At 68.9% G+C, this 19,960-nt stretch carries 13 protein-coding genes and 4 pseudogenes; 13 read left to right on the top strand and 4 right to left on the bottom strand.

What is annotated here, in order from left to right:
• The first annotated feature begins 120 nt into the window (after positions 1-120).
• The 3 genes from ACWDVG_RS25475 to ACWDVG_RS25465 all read left to right on the top strand — a co-directional run bounded on the left by ACWDVG_RS25475 (position 121) and on the right by ACWDVG_RS25465 (position 4,567).
• Positions 121-2,178 (top strand): MMPL family transporter, encoded by a 2,058-nt coding sequence (locus ACWDVG_RS25475; protein WP_451702188.1) that lies wholly within the window; start codon positions 121-123, stop codon positions 2,176-2,178.
• 76 nt (positions 2,179-2,254) lie between these two features.
• Positions 2,255-3,829, top strand: a complete 1,575-nt coding sequence (locus ACWDVG_RS25470; RefSeq protein WP_451702187.1) for a molybdopterin-dependent oxidoreductase — start codon at positions 2,255-2,257, stop codon at positions 3,827-3,829.
• A gap of 84 nt (positions 3,830-3,913) precedes the next feature.
• Positions 3,914-4,567 carry a fasciclin domain-containing protein gene (locus ACWDVG_RS25465; RefSeq protein WP_451702185.1) on the top strand — a complete coding sequence of 218 codons (654 nt, stop codon included), beginning with the start codon at positions 3,914-3,916 and terminating at the stop codon, positions 4,565-4,567.
• 149 nt (positions 4,568-4,716) lie between these two features.
• On the opposite strand, the gene ACWDVG_RS25460 is transcribed toward ACWDVG_RS25465, so the two are convergent.
• Positions 4,717-5,586 carry a DUF4394 domain-containing protein gene (locus ACWDVG_RS25460; RefSeq protein WP_451702182.1) on the bottom strand — a complete coding sequence of 290 codons (870 nt, stop codon included), beginning with the start codon at positions 5,584-5,586 and terminating at the stop codon, positions 4,717-4,719.
• 1,014 nt (positions 5,587-6,600) lie between these two features.
• Between ACWDVG_RS25460 and ACWDVG_RS25455 the strand changes: the two genes are divergently transcribed.
• The 8 genes and pseudogenes from ACWDVG_RS25455 (at position 6,601) to ACWDVG_RS25420 (ending at position 17,033) form a co-directional block, all read left to right on the top strand.
• Positions 6,601-8,115 carry a DUF4331 domain-containing protein gene (locus ACWDVG_RS25455; protein ID WP_451702222.1) on the top strand — a complete coding sequence of 505 codons (1,515 nt, stop codon included), beginning with the start codon at positions 6,601-6,603 and terminating at the stop codon, positions 8,113-8,115.
• A gap of 92 nt (positions 8,116-8,207) precedes the next feature.
• Entirely contained in the window at positions 8,208-9,548 is a 1,341-nt protein-coding gene (locus ACWDVG_RS25450; RefSeq protein ID WP_451702180.1) for a tetratricopeptide repeat protein, read from the top strand.
• Positions 9,545-11,167: a nickel/cobalt transporter gene (locus ACWDVG_RS25445; protein ID WP_451702178.1), complete on the top strand. Its 1,623-nt coding sequence runs from the start codon at positions 9,545-9,547 to the stop codon at positions 11,165-11,167. The genes ACWDVG_RS25450 and ACWDVG_RS25445 overlap by 4 nt, the downstream gene beginning before the upstream one ends.
• A gap of 374 nt (positions 11,168-11,541) precedes the next feature.
• A pseudogene (locus ACWDVG_RS25440) lies at positions 11,542-11,889 on the top strand (MBL fold metallo-hydrolase); the annotation flags it as partial.
• A gap of 236 nt (positions 11,890-12,125) precedes the next feature.
• Positions 12,126-12,613: pseudogene (locus tag ACWDVG_RS25435) on the top strand (transposase); the annotation flags it as partial.
• Positions 12,614-13,021: 408 nt separating this feature from the next.
• Complete coding sequence (locus ACWDVG_RS25430; RefSeq protein ID WP_451702175.1) at positions 13,022-15,229, top strand: ATP-binding protein; 2,208 nt, start codon at positions 13,022-13,024, stop codon at positions 15,227-15,229.
• 41 nt (positions 15,230-15,270) lie between these two features.
• A complete protein-coding gene (locus ACWDVG_RS25425; RefSeq protein WP_381409211.1) occupies positions 15,271-15,942 on the top strand; it encodes a DNA-binding transcriptional response regulator in 672 nt (223 codons plus the stop codon).
• Complete coding sequence (locus ACWDVG_RS25420; protein ID WP_451702172.1) at positions 15,939-17,033, top strand: ComEC/Rec2 family competence protein; 1,095 nt, start codon at positions 15,939-15,941, stop codon at positions 17,031-17,033. Before ACWDVG_RS25425 ends, ACWDVG_RS25420 begins: the two co-directional genes overlap by 4 nt.
• Before the next feature lie 157 nt (positions 17,034-17,190).
• Here ACWDVG_RS25420 and ACWDVG_RS25415 read toward each other — a convergent pair.
• Positions 17,191-17,670: pseudogene (locus tag ACWDVG_RS25415) on the bottom strand (NAD(P)/FAD-dependent oxidoreductase); the annotation flags it as partial.
• A gap of 15 nt (positions 17,671-17,685) precedes the next feature.
• On the opposite strand from ACWDVG_RS25415, the pseudogene ACWDVG_RS25410 reads away from it, so the two are divergent.
• Both ACWDVG_RS25410 and ACWDVG_RS25405 read left to right on the top strand, forming a co-directional pair.
• Positions 17,686-18,065: pseudogene (locus ACWDVG_RS25410) on the top strand (pyridine nucleotide-disulfide oxidoreductase); the annotation flags it as partial.
• A gap of 71 nt (positions 18,066-18,136) precedes the next feature.
• Positions 18,137-18,664: a hypothetical protein gene (locus ACWDVG_RS25405; RefSeq protein WP_451702170.1), complete on the top strand. Its 528-nt coding sequence runs from the start codon at positions 18,137-18,139 to the stop codon at positions 18,662-18,664.
• Between the two features lie 39 nt (positions 18,665-18,703).
• Here ACWDVG_RS25405 and ACWDVG_RS25400 read toward each other — a convergent pair whose 3' ends face one another.
• Positions 18,704-19,060, bottom strand: coding sequence for a hypothetical protein (locus ACWDVG_RS25400; protein WP_382920284.1), 357 nt, complete (start codon positions 19,058-19,060; stop codon positions 18,704-18,706).
• A 118-nt stretch (positions 19,061-19,178) separates the two neighbouring features.
• Positions 19,179-19,925, bottom strand: a complete 747-nt coding sequence (locus tag ACWDVG_RS25395; protein ID WP_381409207.1) for a TIGR02391 family protein — start codon at positions 19,923-19,925, stop codon at positions 19,179-19,181.
• Between the last annotated feature and the right edge of the window lie 35 nt (positions 19,926-19,960).

The following is a 19,960-nucleotide window of genomic DNA, read 5'->3' as shown; positions in this document are numbered from 1 at the left end:
CCCTGCCATCCCTGCCCCGCTGCCGTGCCGAAGCGGATGAGGACAGCAATCAGGTGCCGTGCTCCGCTGCCGCCGGCGCCCGCAGCACGCCCCCGGCAGCAGTACATGAGGGATGGCTTCGTGCTGAGGCTCAACCGTGCAAGGCCGTACGTCGTGTTGCTGCTGTGGCTGATCCTGGCGGTCGCCGCCGGCCCCTACACCGTCCGTCTCGGCGAGGTCGCGCAGACCGGCGGGGACGTCACGTTGCGGGAGCCGACGGAGTCGGCCCAGGTGGAGCGGCTGCTGAACCCCGCGGGGGCGCAGGCCGCGCTGCCACTGGCCGTGATCTGGACTTCCCGCCCGGAGGGCGAACGGATCACGGCGCGCCAGCAGCAGGCGGCGCGTCAGATCGTCGTCCGTCTGTCCGGAACCGCCGGAGCTCCGGTGCTTTCCCAAGACGGCCGCGCCATGACCGCGGTGATCGGCGCCGAACCCGACGGCGGGGCCGCCCGCCTGGCCGCCGTCGCGAAGGCGGCGGCCTCGGTCGGCGGGACGAGCGTGCACCTGGCAGGACCCGCGGCCGCTCAAGCAGACCTCGACGCAGCCTTCTCGCAGACCGACGGCACCCTCCTGGCCGTCGCTCTCGGCGGAGTCCTGTTGATCCTGCTGCTGGTCTACCGCAGCGTGATCATGCCCCTGCTGGTGATCGTGAGTTCTCTCCTGGCCCTCGCGGTGGCCTGCGCCGTCTTGTACGCACTGGCCCGGCCGGACTGGCTGTCCGTCGACGGCCAGACCCAGGGCATCGTGTTCGTCCTGGTCGTCGGTGCCAGCACCGACTACGCCCTCCTCCTGGCCGCCCGCGCCCGCGAGGAACTCACCGAACAGCCGGACACCCGCCGGGCGATGACCGCAGCGTGCCGCGCCACCGCGCCGCCCGTGCTGGCCAGCGCCGCGACCATCGCCTGCGCCATGATGACGCTCGTCCTCAGCGACCTGCCCTCCGAGCGGGCCCTGGGCCCGGCGGTGGCGATCGCCATGGCGTGCTGCACCGCCGTGTCGCTGACCTTCCTGCCGGCCGTACTGGCACTGTGCGGGCGGCGCGTGCTGCGGCCACGAGCGGGAACACCGGGAGACTGGTGGGCACGGCCGGCCCGGGTGCTCGAGCACCGGCCGCGCCGTGCCTGGGCCGGCTGCCTCGCCCTCCTCGCCGCCGGAGCGGCTATGGCGCCGCTACTCGCCCCGACTGGCGTCCCCCTCCACCAGGCCCTGCCGGCCCAGGCCCCCTCGGTTGCCGGGCACACCGTCCTCGTACGCCACTTCCCCGCCGGCACCGCCAGCCCCCTGATCGTCCTCGCCCCTGCCGCCCGGTCGGCCGAGGTCCGCGACCGGATCGCCTCAACACCGGGCGTAGCGGCAACAGCCACCACGCCGGCCGAGACCGGTGGGAGGGCGCAGATCCTGGCGACGCTGTCGGACAGCCCGGACAGCGCCCCCGCCCGGGACACGGTGGCCCGGCTGCGCGGCTCGCTGGCCGGGACCGGGGCACTGGTCGGCGGACAGAGCGCCCAGCTCGCCGATCTGCACCAGGCATCGGTGCGTGGCCATCGGCTGATCATGCCTCTGGCACTGGCCGTGGTGCTGGCCGTCCTGATCGTCCTGCTGCGCTGCCTGCTGCTGCCACTGCTGCTGGTCGCCGCCGCCTGGGTCAGCCTGTTCACCGCGTTCGGGGCCTCCGCGCTCCTCTTCCAACTGGTGTTCGGCAGCAGCGTCACGGAGCCCGCCGTGGTGCTGTTCTCCTTCGTCTTCCTCGTCGCGCTGGGGGTCGACTACAACATCTTCCTCGTCCACCGGATCCGCGCCGAAGCGATTAGGCACGGCACCGCGGTGGGGGTCCGCCGGGGGCTGGTGACCACCGGCGGCGTTATCAGCGCCGCCGGACTCATCCTGGCCGCCACCTTCGCCGCACTGACCGTGATGCCTCTGCTCTACCTCGCCCAGATCGGCTGCATCGTCGCCCTCGGCGTCCTCATCGACACCCTCCTCGTGCGCCTCTTCCTCGTCCCCGCCCTCATCCTCGACCTCGGCCCCCGCACCTGGTGGCCCACCCACCTCCCGGGCGACCGCCGCCCGCCCGCCACAGCCTCCGCTCCGCGCACCCGTACCCCTGGCCGCGCCGCCGCCTCCACACACACGCTGTAAGGCAACACCGGCAAGGGATTTCACTCTTTCGAGGGTTGGACCAATCCGCCGGGCGGAGGATGCCGAATGCAGCAACGTGAGCAGCCTCCGCAGCAAACTCGTCCGCGCCGCACTCGGCGCACTGGCCGGACTCCTGGCCGCGTTCACGGCTCTGGCCGTGGCCGAGCTGGTGGCCGGACTGGTGCGGCCCGCGGCGGGGCCGGTGACGGTGGTGGGCGGCGCGGTGATCGACCGGACGCCTGCCGCGGTGAAGGACTTCGCGATCCGCACGTTCGGGGAGAACGACAAGATCGTTCTCCAACTGGGGATCCTCGCGATTCTCGCCCTCATCGCCGTCGGCCTCGGCATCCTGGCCATGTCGCACCGACGCGCCGGTGCGGCGGGGGTGTTGCTGTTCGGGATCGTCGGCGCTGCCGCGGCTCTCAGCCGTCCCGACTCCACCGGCACCGGTGACGTGCTGCCCTCGATCGCCGGAGCGCTGGCGGGAGCTGTGGCTCTGTACGTGCTGGCGACCAAGGCCGCTCCCGTTCACGCCCCGGACGGGCAGCCAGGCACTGTGGGGTGGAGCAGGCGCGGGTTCCTCGCCGCGGCCGGTGTGACCGCCGTCGCCGCTACCTCGACAGGTGCGCTGGGCAGGTACTTCACCGGCCGGCAAGGCCAGGGCGCCGTCGCCTCCCGGGAGAACCTGGTGCTTCCCAAGCCGGCCTCCCCGGCCCCCGTGGTCCCGGCCGGTGTTCGGCTGAAGGTGCCCGGCATCACCGCCTTCACCACCCCCAACGCCGACTTCTACCGCGTCGACACCGCCCTGACCGTGCCCAAGGTCGACGCCGGAACCTGGCGGCTGCGCCTCCACGGCAAGGGGGTCACCCGTCCCCTCACCTACACCCTCGACCAGCTCTTGGCGCGCCCCCTCATCGAACGCGACATCACCCTGACCTGCGTCTCGAACGAGGTCGGCGGCCCCTACATCGGCAACGCCCGCTGGCTCGGCGTCCCTCTCGCCGACCTTCTGAAGGAGGCCGGCGTGATCCCTCCGTCGCGGGGAGGGAAAGCCGATCAGCTGGTGGCGCGCTCCGTGGACGGCATGACCCTCGGCTCCCCGGTGGAGGACGTGATGGACGGCCGCGACGCGATGCTCGCGGTCGGTATGAACGACGAGCCGCTCCCCTTCGACCACGGCTTCCCCGTCCGCATGCTCGTCCCCGGCCTGTACGGCTACGTCTCGGCCTGCAAGTGGATCGAGGACATCGAACTCACCACCTTCGACGCCTACGACCCGTACTGGGTCAAGCGGAAGTGGGCCCGCAAGGCGCCGATCAAGACCCAGGCCCGCATCGACACCCCCAAACCCTTCGCCCGCCCCACGGCCGGAACGGTCACCGTCGCCGGTGTCGCCTGGGCGCAGCATCGCGGCATCACCCGCGTCCAGATCCGCGTCGATGACGGGCCGTGGCAGGACGCCGACCTCGCCGCACAGGCAGGCGTCGACACCTGGCGCCAGTGGTCCTACCGCTGGAACGCCACCCCCGGCGGACACAACATCACCGTCCGCGCCACCGACGGCACCGGCCAGGTCCAGACCGAACAGCGCACCCGGACCATCCCCGACGGAGCGAGCGGCTGGCACAGCGTCTTCGTCACCGTCCCCTAGACCACCCGGACGCCTCAAGGCACTCACCGGGCAGCACGACCAACCCCCTCGATACCCAGAGAAAGTCCCAAGGAGTAACTGGTCATGAACAGCATGAAGATCCGCCGTACCGCGATCGCCGTCGTCGCCGCAGCCGCGCTGCCTTTCTCCCTGGCCGCGTGCTCCGACTCCGGCAGCGACACCAAGGCCGCCCCCAGCGCGGGTGCCGAGGACGCCGCGAAGACGACGGAGGCGAGCACCCCCTCCGAGGCGCCGATGACCGACGACCAGCCCTTCGGCCCCGCCTGTGCCGGGGTGCCGAAGGAGGGCGCGGGCTCCTTCGACGGCATGGCCAAGGACCCCGTGGCCACCGCCGCCTCGAACAACCCGGCCCTGTCCACCCTCGTGACCGCGGTCAAGCAGGCCGGACTCGTCGACACCCTCAACAACGCCGAGAACATCACCGTCTTCGCCCCGACCAACGACGCCTTCGCGAAGATCCCGAAGGCCGACCTCGACAAGGTCCTCGCCGACAAGGCCACCCTCACCAAGATCCTCACCTACCACGTCGTCGGCCAGAAGCTCACGCCGAAGCAGCTGGAGAACGGCTCCTTCGAGACCCTTCAGAAGGGCATGATCACCACCAAGGGCTCCGGCGAGAACTACACCGTCAACGACGTCTCCAAGGTCGTCTGCGGCAACGTCAAGACCGCCAACGCCAACGTCTACATCGTCGACACCGTCCTCATGCCCAAGTAGGCCATCGCACACGGTCCGCAAGCCACGGTGGCCCTGCACCCGCCCTCCTCGGAAAGGTGCAGGGCCACCGGCATGACCCCTGGCCCGGCAGCCGGGCCAGGAGCCTGGGCACAGCAGGATGCCGCGCCCGGGCCGGCCGCGGGAGGGGGCTACTTCTGGTGGATGGGCAGGGCCAGGTCGGTGACCTGGTACCTGGCCGGGAAGGCTCCCTTACTGGTGGCCTTGCCGGTCAGCACGTCGACCGCGTAGAGGCGGTAGGAACCACCGTTGCCGATGGCCGCGAAGCCGTGGTTCGTGCCGGCGGCGGGGTTGTAGTAGATGTCGAATCCGGCGTCCAGGGCGGCGTCCACACCGAGGTTGCCGGTGGGGGCCAGGGTGCCGGCGTTGGCCGGGGACTGCAGGGAGATGCGGTCGGCCATCGTGTCCAGATCGAACAGCGTCGTCGCGGTCGCCGCGTTCAGATCGTTGTTGGTGTAGGCGGCGCCGGTCACTCCCATGGCGGTCGACGGCGGCATGGTCGGGTTCGTCAGGGTGCCGTCGACGGTGGTCGTCAGCGGGGCGGCCGCGTCGTCGATGTTGTGCCGCAGGTTCTGCCCGGTGTTGGAGATGACCCGGAGCCGGTTGGCGGCGGGGTTGAAGTCCACGCCGAACGCCGCTCCGGCCAGGGCGACCGTCAGCTGGGAGACCTTCGTGGCCTTGGCGCTGGTGGTGTTCAGGGTGTACACGCCGCCCTTGTCGCCGACGCCGTAGAGCTTCTCGTTCTGGACGCGGAAGTCGATCCCGACGAGCTTGGTGTCCCCGGACAGCCCCGAGACCTTGCCCAGCGACCAGGTCTTGGAGGGCTTGTGGACGTCGAACTCGACCAGGCGCTGGTCGCCGGTCAGGCCGATGGCGTGCAGGGCCTTGTGGTCGCGGGCGGGCGGCGTCTTCGAAGCCGTGTCGGACACCGCCAGCGCGGGCGCTGCGCACAGGGCGGCCAGGACGACTGCGGAAGCCGCGGTCACGGTCCGGTTGCGCATGATCACTCCTTCATCGGAGCCTGGGCCCAGGTGGCTCAGGTCTCGCGGTGAATTCGCCGCCGGCGCCGCCGGGGATAGGCGCCCGGGGCGGACGCCACCCGCACGGCCCAAGGGCATTGCCTGGGGCTGCGCCATCCGGGTGAGACCAGCCGCGCGCCGGTCCGCCGACGGGAGGATGCGACGCTGCCGGCGGTGACGGTGTGGTCGTGGCTGGAGACGAGACATGGCGGCCCACGGACTGTGCGGGACTTGAGATCTGCTCCCATGGGAGCGAGGTGCGCGGGCTGCGGCTGCTGGGCTGGCAGGAGGCCCTGCCCCGCTCTCTTGCAGCCGTCCTGGACACCCGGCCCGCGCAGGCCGCGCGCCGGCCCGAGGGAACGAAGAGTCCGGCCGCCACAGACACTGTCCGGTCCTGGATGTGCGAGGACCGGTTCCTGGGCACAACGCTGCCGACGGGCCGATGACAGCAAACGGCCCGCGTGCTCAGCGGCTGCCACGACGGACAAGCGCCTTCGTTCCTTCGCCCTATGGACCCAGAGGTCATCTATGCAGCAACGACAGCTGAACGGACACACTCACCACCAACGCTGCACTGTTGCAACTGAGTTGCAACAAGCGATTGTTGGCTCATTCGGGCTAAGAGCGGCACTGCGTGTCGCGCCCGCCTTGAAGCCGGGACAAGAAATCCTCTGGCCTGCACAATTGTCGCTCCTCGCGGACCCGGGCACGTCGGCGGCGGGCGACGGGCAGGCGCGCGGCGATGTCCGGACATGGTTTCCTTCGCCCTGCGCAGCCCTGCGCGATGGTGTGTCCGGACCTGGTCAGTCCCCGTTGCCTTTCCTGACCCTGCCCGGACAGTGCGAACTCCCCCGTTCGCCGCGGTGCCGACCGCCACCCGACAAGCCCCCTAGCGACACCGACGCCCGCCCTATCAGGCCGGGCTTGGTACGCACCTTGCTGGGAAGGAAGCACCTCTTCGTGAAGGCAACCTCCACGGCGTCCGGCCGCCGCCGGATGCTGGACCACTCCCTGCTCGTCCTCGGCTCCGGCGCCCTCGCGACCGCCATGGCCGTCCTCAGCCTCGGCCCCGGCGTCAGCTCCGCCTCCAGCCACCGCGAGGCCCCGCTGATCGCCGGCGACCCGCGCGCCGACAACACCGACGTGTACGCGTTCACCAGCCCCGACAAGTCCGACACCGTCACGCTGCTGGCGAACTGGATCCCCTTCGAGGAACCCAACGGCGGCCCGAACTTCTACGCCTTCGGCGAGGACCTCCGCTACAACATCAAGATCGACAACACGGGTGACGGCAACGCCGACGTCACCTACACCTGGCGGTTCAAGAACCAGACCCGCGACGCGGCCGACCAGTTCCTCTACAACACCGGCCAGGTGACCACCCTGGACGACCCGGACCTGAACTTCCGGCAGGTCTACGACCTCACCGAGACCCGCGGCAGCAAGACCAGGGTCCTGCTCGCCAACGTGCCCGCCGCACCCTCCCGCGTCGGGCCGGCCTCGATGCCGAACTACGCCTCCCTGCGCGCCCAGGCCGTGCGGAGTCTGCCCGGAGGCGGGAAGGCGTTCGCCGGACAGGCAGAGGACCCGTTCTTCGCCGACCTGCGGGTCTTCGACCTCCTCTACGGCGGGAACCTGTCCGAACGTGGGCAGGACACCCTGGCCGGCTACAACGTCAACTCCGTCGCCCTGCAGATCCCCAAGAAGTACCTGGCGCTGAACTACACCCCGTCGCGGAACCCGGTCGTGGGCATCTGGTCGACCACCGACCGCAAGGGCGTACAGGTCTCCGACTCGCGTACCGGGCACGGCGACAAGTGGAAGCAGGTCTCCCGCCTGGGCAACCCGCTGGTCAACGAGGTCGTCGTCCCGCTGAAGTACAAGGACGCCTTCAACACCCTCAACCCCGACCAGGACCGCACCGTCCAGCCGGTCGTCGACAAGGTCCTCGACCCGATCCTGCCCAAGCTGATCCAGCAGGTCTACGGCGTCCCCGCCCCGCCCGCCCCGCGAAACGACCTCGCCGAGATCTACCTCACCGGCATCTGCAAGGCGTGCGGGCCGATCCAGGCAGACCTCAACGCCCACCGTCTCAACCGTGACGCCAACCTCCGCCGCATCGTGCCCGCCGAGGAACTGCGTCTGAACATGGCAGTCCCGCCGACCGCGAACCCGAACCGGTACGGCGTCCTCGCCGGCGACCTGGCCGGGTTCCCCAACGGACGCCGTCTGACCGACGACGTCATCGACATCTCCCTGCAGGCCGTCGAAGGCGCCGCCCAGACCGGACAGCTGGTACCGGCGCTGGCCGACGGCGACAAGGTGAACGCCAACGAGGTCCCCTTCGGCGTCTCCTTCCCGTACCTGGCCCTGCCCCACACCAAGTCCGTCAACAGCGGACCGTCGGGCATGGCCATGAGCAAGGAGAGGTCGGCGGCCTCCCTCGGCGGCGTGGGAGCCGTCCTGCTCGCGGCGGCCGGATGGCGGATGCGCCGCCGCAACCGCGCCTGATGTGACGCCACCGCACCATCAAGGCTCCCGGGGCCGGACCACGCCCGGTCCGGCCCCGGGAGCGCGTCACTCACGCAGGAAGACACCCTCCGATGACCCCTGACCCACTCACGCCCGCCCGCAGCCGACGCCGACTGAAGAAAGCGGCCATCACCCTCGCCCTGGGAACCGCGATGTTCGCCGCCGGAGCCGTACTCATCCAACCCGCCATCCCTGGCACACCTCCTTTCCCCGCCTCCGCACCTACCGGCACAGCCGCCCGGCCCGCGGCCCCGGCCGCGGCGCTCACCGCTCGCCTGGAGCGCCTGCCGGGCGACTGGAACACCTGGACGGCCCTCGGGATGGCCCGCATCGAGCAGGGCCGCACTACCGCTGACCCCGCCCTTTATGCCGCGGCCGAGAAGGCCCTGCGCCGCTCTCTTTCCGTGCAGCCTGGCGGCAACAGTGGCGCCGAGACCGGCATGGCCGCGCTCGCCGCCGCCCGCCACGAGTTCACCGCCGCCCGCACCTGGGCCGAGAAGGCCATCACCAGCGACCCCTACAACCCGGCCGCGTACGGGGTCCTGGCCGACGCCCATACCCAGCTCGGCCACTACCGCGACGCCGAGCGGACCGTGCAGAAGATGAACGACCTGCGCCCCGACGCAGCCTCCCTGGCTCGCGCCTCCTATGTGTTCGAGCTGCGCGGCAGCACCGGGCGGGCGGCGGAACTGATGCGGCGTTCCCTGACCGCGGCCACCACCGACAGCGAGCGCGCCTTCGCCCACGCCTGCCTGTCCGGCCTCGCACTCGAGGACGGCGACGCGCGCCAGGCGCTCAGCGAAGCCGAACGAGGACTGCGAAAAGCACCGGCCGACCCCGCGCTCCTCGATGCCCGAGCACGCGCCCGCGCCGCCCTCGGTCAGACGAAACAGGCACGCGCCGACTGGCAGCACGCGACGGACATCGCACCCCTGCCGCACCTCCTGCTCGCCCTCGGCGAGACGCATCAGGCTCTCGGACACGACGAACAGGCCGAAGCCTCATACGCCCTGCTCAGGGCACAGGAAACCTTGCGTACCTCCGCCGGCGGCTCGCCGGACACCGACGCCATCCTCTTCGAAGCCGACCACGGCAGCCCCGTGCGCGCCGTGGCGATGGCCGAGCAGGCCCTGCGTACAAGGCCGTTCGTCGCCGTCCACGACGCCTACGCGTGGGCCCTGCACCGCGCCGGACGCAGCCAGGAGGCCCTCGCACACGCCGACCAGGCCCTCGCGCTTGGCACCCGCAACGCCCTGTGGCACTACCACCGGGCCGCGATCCACCACGCCCTGGGCAACAACCAGGCCGCCACCGCCGATCTACGGTCGGCACTCGGTCAGGCTCCCGCACTCAACCCGCTGCACGCCGCCCAGGCGCGTGCCCTGTCCAAGCGAATCGGCACCCAACCATGACCCCAGCCCACCGCACCGCCGCCACAGCCGCCGCCCTGCTCACCGCCGCCTGCAGCCTGACCACCCCCGCCGCAGCAGCCACGCCGGCCCACCCCCTGGGCAACTTCACCGTCAACTACCACACCGGCCTCGTCCTGCACCCAGACCGCATCGACGCCACCGTCATCGTCGACCGCGCCGAAATCGCCGCCCTCCAAGAACGCCCCCGCATCGACACCGACCACAACAACACCCTCACCAAAGCTGAAAGCACCCGGTACGCCCGCACCACCTGCACGGCACTGGCCGGCCAGCTCACCCTGGGCACTCCCGCAGGCCCCGCCCGATGGAACTCCAGGGCCGCGCAGCTCACCTGGGAACCCGGCGAAGCAGGACTCAAGACCAGCCGACTCACCTGCGCCTACACCGCTCCCACCCCACTGGAGCGCGGCGGCGTCATCAACGTCGAGACTCACTACGACACCACCCGCATCGGATGGCGGGAGATCACCGCCAAGGGCATCGGACTGCGCATCACCGGAACCGAGCTCCCCGCCACCTCACCCACACAAGAGCTGCGCCGCTACCCGCCGGACCCGCTTGCCGCACCACTGGACCAGCGCACCGCCGAACTGCACACCACCCCCGCCGACGGCACCACCAACACCCCCGCACCTGCAGCCGGCCCCACGGGAACAACCGCCGGCCGGATCGCGAACTGGTTCGACACCCTCGTCTCCCGACACGAACTCACCCTCCCCGTCGGCCTCCTCGCCCTCCTCCTCGCCATCGTCCTGGGGTCCTCCCACGCCCTCCTGCCCGGCCACGGCAAGACGATCATGGCGGCCTACCTCGCCGGACGCCGCGGAACCCGGCGCGACGCCGTCACCGTCGGCGCGACCGTCACCCTCACCCACACCGCAGGCGTCCTGATCCTCGGCCTCGCCCTCCCCACCGCCACCCACCTCGCAGGCGAAACCATCCTGGCCTGGCTCGGCCTGACCAGCGGACTCATCGTCACCGCCATCGGCCTATGGCTTCTGACACGAGCCCTCCGCCACAAGCCCACCCACAGCCACCACCATCACCCCCACGGACACAGCCACCACCATCATCACCAGCACAGCCACCCTCACGAGCACGGACACGAGCACGGGGGAAGCCACCATCCGGCTCCTTCCACGGCGACCCATACCGGCGCGCCTGAATCCGCTGCTGCCACCACGCGCACCCTCACCGCTCCAGCCCAGGCCCCTGCCTCGCACAGAACGCACGAGCATGCGCGGATCGAGCACACACACGCTTCTCGTCCTGCCGGGAAAGCAGGCCTGATCGGCATGGGCGTCGCCGGGGGGCTCGTGCCCAGCCCCTCCGCCCTCGTCGTCCTCCTCGGAGCCGTCGCGCTCGGCCGCACCGCCTTCGGCATTCTCCTCGTCCTCGCCTACGGCCTCGGCATGGCGGCCACCCTCGCCCTCGCCGGAATGCTCCTCCTCCACGTCAAACATCGCATCAAGAAGGCTGGCGACCGCCCCCGGCTGCGCTGGCTCGTAGGTACCGCCTCACGCATCGGACCGGTGGCCACCTCCGCCCTGGTCGTCGTCGTGGGGCTCGGGCTGGCCGTACGAGCTCTGGCCCCCTGAGGCCGTCCCGGTTCCGCCGCGCTCCACGCACTGCAGAGGAGACCCGTACGCCCCGGCGGCGACGCCCGCACCTGTCACCGACTGCACCTCGTGTGGCGGGGAGCGACTCAGCGCCTGTCGCTATACGGCGGCCAGCTCAGGGCCTGGAGCGGCAGCCTGAGCGCGTGATCTGAGAGAGATCGTGAACGCGATCCCCTATGTCGACCGCAGCCGGATCCCGCGCCGCTCTGGAGAGGTCGGTCCTGGGACCGATGCGTCGTCTCCTTGGGCGCTTGGTCCCTCGGGGCACCGTGTGATGCCGGCCGGTTCAACGATTTCGATGTAACGCGTTGTGGCCCAAGAACCACACGGACTATACGCCGATGCCTGGGGCGTGGCCAGACATTCACATGACGCCTGCGCAGGGGGTTCAGGCCCATCTTGACCTGCAGGGAGGTGCTCCGGCTGGTGTGATGCTGCCGATCCACTGGGGCACGTTCAACCTGGCTCCGCATCCGTGGGCGGAGCCGGGGGAGTGGACGAAGGACGCGGCGGAGGAGGCGGGGCAGGCGGTGGCGTTCCCCCGTCCCGGTGAGCCGTTCGAGCCGGCGGGGAAGCTGCCGGCGGATGCTTGGTGGCGTGGGGTGTCTCAGCCGATCGCTCGTCCGTGGCGCCGGCCAAAGCGGGCACAGACTCCTGTCGATGCGTCCGAGCGTGATCTCGATCTGGCGGGTGATCGGTGACGTCGGGTGAGGACGAGCTGGGCAGGGTCGTGGCCCTGCTGGTTCGCCTCTCGGGCGAGGAGCGTGATCGGGTGCTGCGGACTGTGGACGGTCCGTCCCGGCCGCAGCTTTCGGTGAGTGCCCCACGGTTCGTACCTCTGCCGACCGGGGCGGGTTCGTCCTCGGTTGTTGTCCGAACGCGCGTTGTGGGTGCCTGAGACGTCATCTCATTTGGCAGGGTCGGTCGGCGGCGGACTCTGGTGGGGATCGTTGAACGGCTGGTGCCGGACGAGCTGTGGGAGCTGTTCCAGCGAGTGGTGCCGGAGGCTCCATCGCGACCTCAGGGGGTGGCCGGCGCCGGAACGGTGACAGGGAGGTGCTGGCCGCGATCGTGTTGGTGGCCATGTTCGGCTGCACGTGGCAGCAGTTGCCGTCCGCGTCGTTCGGGTCCTCGGGAGCGCCAGCCCACCGGTGCTTCTCCGAGGGGGCGAAGGCCAGGGGGGCAAGCTCTACCGCCTGGTCCTCGACGAGCTCAGGGCCCGAGGCGAGGTGGACTGGTCCCGCTGCGCGATCGACTCAGTGAACATGCGGGCCGTGAAAAGGGGGACCTGGCAGGTCCGGCTCCTGTGGACTGGGGCAAGTGCGGCTCGAAGATCCACTTGATTACCGAGCGGACGGGTCTGCCCATCTCTCTGTCGCGATCTCGGCGGCGAACCTGCACGACAGCCAGGTCCTGAGGCCGGTGGAACTCGCACAGGGCGAGTCCCAGGTTGGGGACCTGGACCTTGACGGCGAGCGGTGGCGGCGGACGAGGAACTGGAGTAGGTCGCTCGCCTCTGGGGCAGTCTGATCTGATCTCCTAGGAACGCGAGCGAGCAGTTCTGGCCATAGGCGGTCCACCACGCGATGAGCCACGGGAGCGTCCTCAGAAGCCTGAGCTGCAACCTTCGCGAAAGGATCTTCTTCGGTCGTCGTGCGCACGACGACCGACGTGGCAGGAGATCATGCTGCATGACCCTGCTGTCACCCGATCAGGCAACGGTTCAGCCTGGCTGGGTGGGCTTGCTATGACGTAACGTCAGAAAGCTTTGCTTCCAGTGTCATTGTGTAGCTAGCATGCTTGAACCCTACTGCTGACGAGAGGTGGCGCCGGTTGGCCAGGCATCATCTGCGCTTCGCGCCTCAGATCCTCACCCGTCTCGGAGAAGAGCTTGTTCCGCATCCGGACATGGGGATCATGGAGTTGGTGCGTAACGCGTACGACGCCGACGCCACCGAGTGCAGCATCGAGTTGGTCAACCCTGCGCGCCCTGGCGGCTCGATCATTGTTTCGGACGACGGTCACGGTATGACCGATGCCGAGCTCACCTCCGACTTCCTGCTGATCGGCAGATCCAGGAAACCGTCGTCGCCGTTCACCAGGAGCGGTCGAAGGCGGGTCGGCGAGAAGGGACTCGGGCGTCTTGCGGCGCTGCGCCTGGGCCGGCGCGTGAAGGTCACGACACGATCCAAGGCTACCCCTGGGGTGCAGTACACCCTGGCGATCGACTGGGACGAACTCGACTCCGCTCACGCGGTGGAGGACGTAGCGCTCGAACTGCGCGACGTCCCGCCTCACGCTCGCGTGGGAACTCGTATCGAGATACATGATCTCCGGCAGGGGCTGAGCGTCGCCGATGTCGAGCGACTGACGCGCTCGCTCACACTGCTCACGGGCCCGTTTCAGACAGAGTCGACCTTCAAGATCCTCTGGAACCAAACGGCGTTCGGATACGAGGACCTCACCTCGGCCGTGACGGATGAACATCTGCAGTGGGCCGAGTTCCACCTGTCGGGGCGGCTCGGTGCGGATGGCAGCCAGTCGGCGGAACTCCGGGACCACCAGGGGCATCTGATCGGCACCGCAACGGCGGTCGACCTTCGGTCCGTGGCCGCAGGAGGTCGACGCCGAGCCACCGCCGACGACGGCCAGCGCCTTTTCAGCAGTTCCCCTGCGGCCAAGTTCGACCTTTGGATGTTCAACCTTAACCCGAGGCATTCGGTCGCCCTGCGTGACTCGATTCAGCCGACATCGGAGATCAAGAGCTGGCTCGCAGACGTCGGCGGTGTGCACCTGTATCACCACGGACTGCGAGTCCAGCCCTACGGCGACCCTGACGACGACTGGCTGAGCATCAACGTCCGCCGTGCTGTGCTCTCCGAATTCCGGCCCTACACGAACAACTCCGTAGGGGCTCTGGTCGTCAACGACCCGGAGGATCGCCTCCAGCCGAAGACGGACCGCAGCGGTTTCGTCCAGAACGCTGCCTTCGGTGAGCTACGTGAGTTCGCCCGGACCGCGATCGAGTGGGCGTCACAGCGCCGTCGCCAGATTCGCGAGGCCGAACGGCAGGAACAACGCAAGCGAGCGAAGGCGCAAACTGCCGACGCCGAGGCCGAATTCACTAAGGCCAAGAAGGATCTTGAAAAGCAACTCGAGGACAACCAGGGCCGTCTGGACGGCAACTTCGACCGTGCGTCGGTTCAGCGCATCCTGACCACCTCACAGCTCCTCGCGGACCAGCGTCTGCGAGAGATCAAGGATCTCCACTCCGAGCTGCTCCTCTACCGGGCTCTCGCCACCGTGGGAACGAGTACCGCCGTGTTCGCCCATGAGGCGCAGCAGCCCGCTGATCGCATCCTCCAGGAAGTGCGCACAGTCGACCGGAGGGTGCGTCGGGACCTCGATCCGGCAACCGTCGACGACCGCTACAAACCGTCTCTGAGTGCCATCGCGGATGGGGCTCGCACCTTGCAGATCTTCGCGAAGCTCCCCCTGGAACTCCTTGTCCGCAAGAAGCGCGATCTGACATACGTGGACATCGACGAAGTGTGCCTGGCCACATTGCGGCTGTTCCACAACTTCCTAAGTGACCGCGGAATTCACGTCACCCAGGATCTCGACTGTCAGAAACTTCGCGTACGAACCTATGAGGCTGCGGTCGAATCCATCGTCTCTAATCTGCTCGTCAACTCCATCCACGCGCTAACGCGTACGCACGGCGGTTCTGAGCGCAGGATCCATCTCGCGACGTGCTCCTTCGTCGACAAGGACACCGAGTGGATTCGCCTCATCGTGGATGACTCGGGCCCAGGGATCCAGGATGCCTCGACCGAAGAGATCTGGGTTCCCGGATTCACGACGCGAGACGGCGGGACAGGCTTGGGTCTGACCATCGTCCGTGACACGGTCGGTGACATGCTGGGGCGTCAGAAAGCCTTCAAAAAGGGCCCTTTGGGAGGAGCTCGTCTCCTGATCGAGTTCCCTGCCTCGACGTCAGCCCCCGCCGCCGGGAGCGCGAGCGAAGACCGTGAGGAGTGACGATGGCTTTGCACCTTGAGGGTGTGCACAGGGTCGGTATCGTGGACGATGTGCAGGCCGACGCGGAAGCCCTTGGTCGGCTCTTCGAAGACTTCGACATGCAGGCTCTGATCATGCCCCGGCCGCAGCCCCGCGCCACAGCGGAGGAGTATCTGTCGACGCTGCCCTCTCTAGACGTGCTCGTCTGCGACCACCAGCTGAGCAACAGCTGGCCGGTCGCGTTCACGGGAGCGGAGCTCGCTGCCCGCGCCAACAGCCGCCCTCACAAGCTTCCGGCGATCGTCATGAGTTCGCATGTAGGTACCCACGAGGCATCCTCGATCCACCGTTGGCGGGCCGACATCCCCGCGGTGGTCCCCAAGCAGGCCGACGAAGAAGAAGTCCTTGGCGCCGTCCGATACGCCTTCGAAGAGGCGGCCGGCAAGTGGTCACGAGAGCGGAGCCGGTTCCGCACCCCGGTCGAGGTCCTCGCCGTGCACCCCGCAGGCGAAACGCCGTACGCCGAGGTGCTGGTCAGCGGCTGGAGTCTGACGCAGGTGGCGCACCTGCCACTCCTGCGCTTCGAGGAGGACACCGGGATGCCGGCCGATGCCCTGCTGCCAGGAACCTGGTTGCGGGCCGAGGTCAACTGCTACGCCCCGCGGGCTGAGGACCTCTGCTTCGCACACATCTCCCTGGCCCCCCAACTGTCCGAGGAAGTCCGCACCCTGTGACCGTTCCTTCTATCCCCCGTCAGAGCGCATCTCCCGAGGACGATCTTGCGGTCACGATCCTGGATGTTGGTCATGGCAACTCCGCCATCGTACGAGACGGGAAACGGTGCGCGGTTGTCGACGCCGCGGACGAGACCACACACGCCGAACTCGAACGACTAGGCTGCACGGACCTTGAGGAAGTCATCGTCTCGCACGTCGACAACGATCACATCGCGGGAATGAACAGGCTCCTCCTGGACCCGCGATGGTCGCTCGGCCGCGTCCGGGTCAACGCTGACGCGTCCAAGGACACGCGGGCGTGGAGGCACCTGCAGGAAACCCTGCAGCTCGTGGCAGACGACAAGCGCATCACGGGCATCCTGCCGGTCTCCACGGATACGGGCCTGCCCATCCGCGTGGGCCGGGCGGAGCTCGAAGTGTGCCATCCTCGGTCGCTGATGGCGCTCTCGGGTCCGCGCACGCGCAATGCCCGGTTCGGCACGGTAACGAGCAACACCATGTCCGCCGTCATCCGGATCCATCTCGACGGTGCTGCGGCCGTACTCCTTGCCAGCGACATCGACGGCATCGGCTTACGGGACATCTTGGATCGCCGGAGTCAGCAACTCTGCGCAAATGTTCTCGTCTTCCCGCATCATGGCGGCCTGCCCGGAGCTATGAATCCGGTGGAGTTCGCCCGCTCGCTCACGTCCGCGGTTAACCCGCGCGTGGTGATCTTCTCGATGGGGACAAGCGGCCGAACGGCCAATCCGCGACCTGAAATCATCGAAGGAGTACGGGCGGCGGCCCCCGACGCGCACATCGCCTGCACGCAACTGTCGGCCCACTGCCACGAGGCAGGCTCTCCGCCGCCATCCGAGGGGCATCTTTCCAAGGCGATGGCCCGTGGCCGCTCGGCGAGTCGATGCTGCGCGGGCAGCATAGTGATCACCCGCACCGAGAACGGCTTCGAGTATGCGCCGCCGCTGTCTCGTCATGGCGATTTCGTGCTCGCATTGGTGCCAGGGACGGGGACAGGAACATTGCCGTTGTGCCGCGCGGGGGCGCCGCCAATGCTGAATCCTTCGACAGGCAACAGCGTCAGATGACAGCAGGTGGAAGAAGTCAGCTGTATCTCGGCCCACACCGTCTTGGTGGAACGGAGCGGAGTCCAACCACACCCGAGTGGGCGGCTCCAAGCCGCCGCCATTTGCATCCCGCCGAATCCTCGCCCTCCTCGAGGGCGGTGAGCGCGGCCTGAGGCCACCCAGAACAAGCGTGTCGAAGGCGTCCCGGCAGCATGCCGTTGGCTTGCTTGATCTCGGCGATCTCGCTGTCGAAGGCGAAGGAGATCTTGTCGTCGGCGAAGGCCCGATTCTGCATGGCCCTGGAGGCGCGCAGGGTGGAGCGGCGGTGGACGACGGTGACCGAGCGGGCGAAGCGGGTGAGGAAGGTGGCCTCCTCCATGACGGTGTTGCCGCCGCCGACCACGACGATGTCGCGGTCCCGGAAGAAGAACCCGTCGCAGGTCGCGCACCAGGACACGTCCCGGCCGGAAAGCGCCTCCTCGCCCGTGAGGCCGAGCTTGCGGCAGCCGGAGCCGGTCGCGAGGATTACCGTCTTCGCGCGGTGGACGCTGCCGGCGGAGTCGGTGAGGAGCTTGATGTCACCGGTGAGGTCGACCTCGGCGATGTCGTCGTCGATCATCTCGGCACCGAAGCGTTTGGTTTGGGCCCGCATGTTGTCCCAACGAATGCCGCCGACACTGGCGGCGTTGCCTCTCTAGGCGACATCGTCGCCGTCCTGTCCGTCCGCGCGGCCCACGACGCCGGACTACTCAAGACCCAGCCGATGTTCGACCGGATCACGCCCACCAGGACCGCCTGGGCCGACGGCATGACCGCGGAGGCGGACACGATCATCCGGTGCACCGGCTTCCGCCCCGACCTCTCCCACCTCGCCCCACTCAGCTTGCGAGGACCTCGCGGCCACATCCGCACCACCGGCACCAGGCGATCGGCGAACCTCCCCTCCACCTGCTCGGCTACGGCGACTGGGCCGGCCCCGCCTCCGCCACCCTCATCGGCATCGCCCGCCCCGCCCGCGAAGCCGCCCGCGCGATTGCCGCTCTGCTCCGCTGACCAGCAGTCTCAACGACATCCCTGCGTTTGTGAGACGCGTGGGCGTCAGGCCGGAGGCGTACGTTCGCAGCATGGACATGCGAGATGCCCCGGGGTGGGTGGGAGCAGGTCTGGGGCTGGCGGCCTTCGTCGTCAGCCTGCGATCGGTGAAGCACAGCAAACGCGCGGCTGACGCTGCTGAAGGTTCGGCTACCGCTGCTGAGCAGTCGGTGGTCGAGACACGTCGCTCGAGCGATGCGGCGGAACGCTCCGCGACAGCCGCCGAAGAGACTCCTGCCGACCAGCGGCGCGAGGCGGCCCAGCGGCGCAGGCAAGAGGACGAGGCCAACCGGCCGCGTGCGGAGTTCCGCATCGAGCACCGCGACAAGGCCGTCTGGGAGCTGATCAACCACGGGACTGCCGCTGCCGAGAACGTTCGATGTCTCGATGCTCCCGGCGCTCGGGACGAATGGCCGCCCGGCCTCTCCACCGCGGCGGGGGACGTGTACCCGTTCATGATGGCCGGGTCCATGCAGGAACCCATTCCCTCCGTCCTTCGTGTCGTCTGGGAGGGACAGGACGAACCGGTCCTGCTGCGCGTCCCGCCGCGCATCGGGTGAGGGCCGGCCGCACCCCGAAAGCAGGTGCGGCCGGCCGGTTCATCCCTGGTTGCCGAGAGGCATGTGCCGGGCCTCTCGGCGGATGCGTACGGCGATGGCCTGAGCCTCTTGGGCTCGGGCGGCGGCTTCGCCCGGCACGTGGGCGGGGAGGGGCTTCGGATTGCCCCGCTCGTCCAGGAGGAAGTCGGCCTTGTGCGGCAGGGGGCGGATCATCGCCCCGTCGTAGCAGTCCTGCCACGAGGTCGAGTAGCCACTCGGCGGGCAGACGAAGTCCGCGTAGACGGTGGCCAGCAGGTGGTGGATGGCTTCCGGATCCGGCCCGCCGAGTACGGCCTCGTACGGGTCGGGAAGCACGCGGGCGATGAAGCTCGCAGCGGTGACGCGGGAGTGACGCATGGCACCTCTTTTGTCGGCCCCGCGCCTTGTCCACAGTCTACGGCGCGGCGCCGACACCGGTCCCCCCATCCGGTCCGAGGGCCGGAAAGCTGATCGTGTTACCGGCCAGGACCAGTTCTTAACTCGACTTTGATACCTCGGACTCGTCCACCCAGCGGGCCAGGACGCTGAACGCCGCCAGCTGTTCCAGCGCCTCGTGCTCGGGCAGCTCCGGCAGACCGTCCTCATGACTGTTGGGATTGCGGATGCCGGCGTAGCAGCCCTCGGCGAAGGCCATGGCGCCGCGATGGATGCTGCGGAAGGTGTCTCCGCCGTCATCCTCCATCAGGCGCAGGCGGTGCTCACCGTCCTTGGGCGGGGCCAGAGAGAAGGCGTTCTGGAAGAGCTTCGTCTCGCTCAGGTTCCGCCGCTCCACCTTGTTCTGCGTCTCGGCGTTGACCTTCCTCGCCGCAGCGGTGACCGCCTCGCGGAAGTGACCACTCTGCCACAGCGCCCGCGCCCCCTGCCAGACCCACGGGTGCATGGTCGCGGCGCTGAGCTGAGGAGCGTTGTCCCCCAGTCGTTCGCGGATTTCCGCATCCCGCTGGAGTGCCGCATCGGCGCGCTGTGCAGCTTCCCGGTGCTGGCACCAGCGGTTGACCTTCTCGTTGCGCTTGGAAGGGATCTCGGTCTTCCAATGCGGCAGCACCCGGTCAAGGATCTTCTCCACCACGTGAGCGCTCGCGATTATGTCGCTCTGCGATCCCCTGTTGGACAAGCTGCTGCTGAGGACCATCACGCCGGGCGGGTCGGGCTGCCGGTACAGCTCGGTCAGTTCCAGGAAACGGGCGAGCTCTCCGCGCGCCCAGTCGATGTCGAGAGTCATCACGCCATCATCCACACACCCACTGACACTGAAAC

The organism is Streptomyces sp. NPDC003327 (assembly GCF_053589515.1).
This window is presented reverse-complemented; position numbering and strand designations above follow the sequence as displayed.

Bases quoted from the DNA above. Each gene is read 5' to 3' on its own strand.
- ACWDVG_RS25465 (WP_451702185.1), top strand. From the start codon at position 3,914: ATGAACAGCATGAAGATCCGCCGTACCGCGATCGCCGTCGTCGCCGCA.
- ACWDVG_RS25460 (WP_451702182.1), bottom strand. From the start codon at position 5,586: ATGCGCAACCGGACCGTGACCGCGGCTTCCGCAGTCGTCCTGGCCGCC.
- ACWDVG_RS25455 (WP_451702222.1), top strand. From the start codon at position 6,601: ATGCTGGACCACTCCCTGCTCGTCCTCGGCTCCGGCGCCCTCGCGACC.
- ACWDVG_RS25450 (WP_451702180.1), top strand. From the start codon at position 8,208: ATGACCCCTGACCCACTCACGCCCGCCCGCAGCCGACGCCGACTGAAG.
- ACWDVG_RS25445 (WP_451702178.1), top strand. From the start codon at position 9,545: ATGACCCCAGCCCACCGCACCGCCGCCACAGCCGCCGCCCTGCTCACC.
- ACWDVG_RS25405 (WP_451702170.1), top strand. From the start codon at position 18,137: ATGGACATGCGAGATGCCCCGGGGTGGGTGGGAGCAGGTCTGGGGCTG.
- ACWDVG_RS25400 (WP_382920284.1), bottom strand. From the start codon at position 19,060: ATGCGTCACTCCCGCGTCACCGCTGCGAGCTTCATCGCCCGCGTGCTT.
- ACWDVG_RS25395 (WP_381409207.1), bottom strand. From the start codon at position 19,925: ATGACTCTCGACATCGACTGGGCGCGCGGAGAGCTCGCCCGTTTCCTG.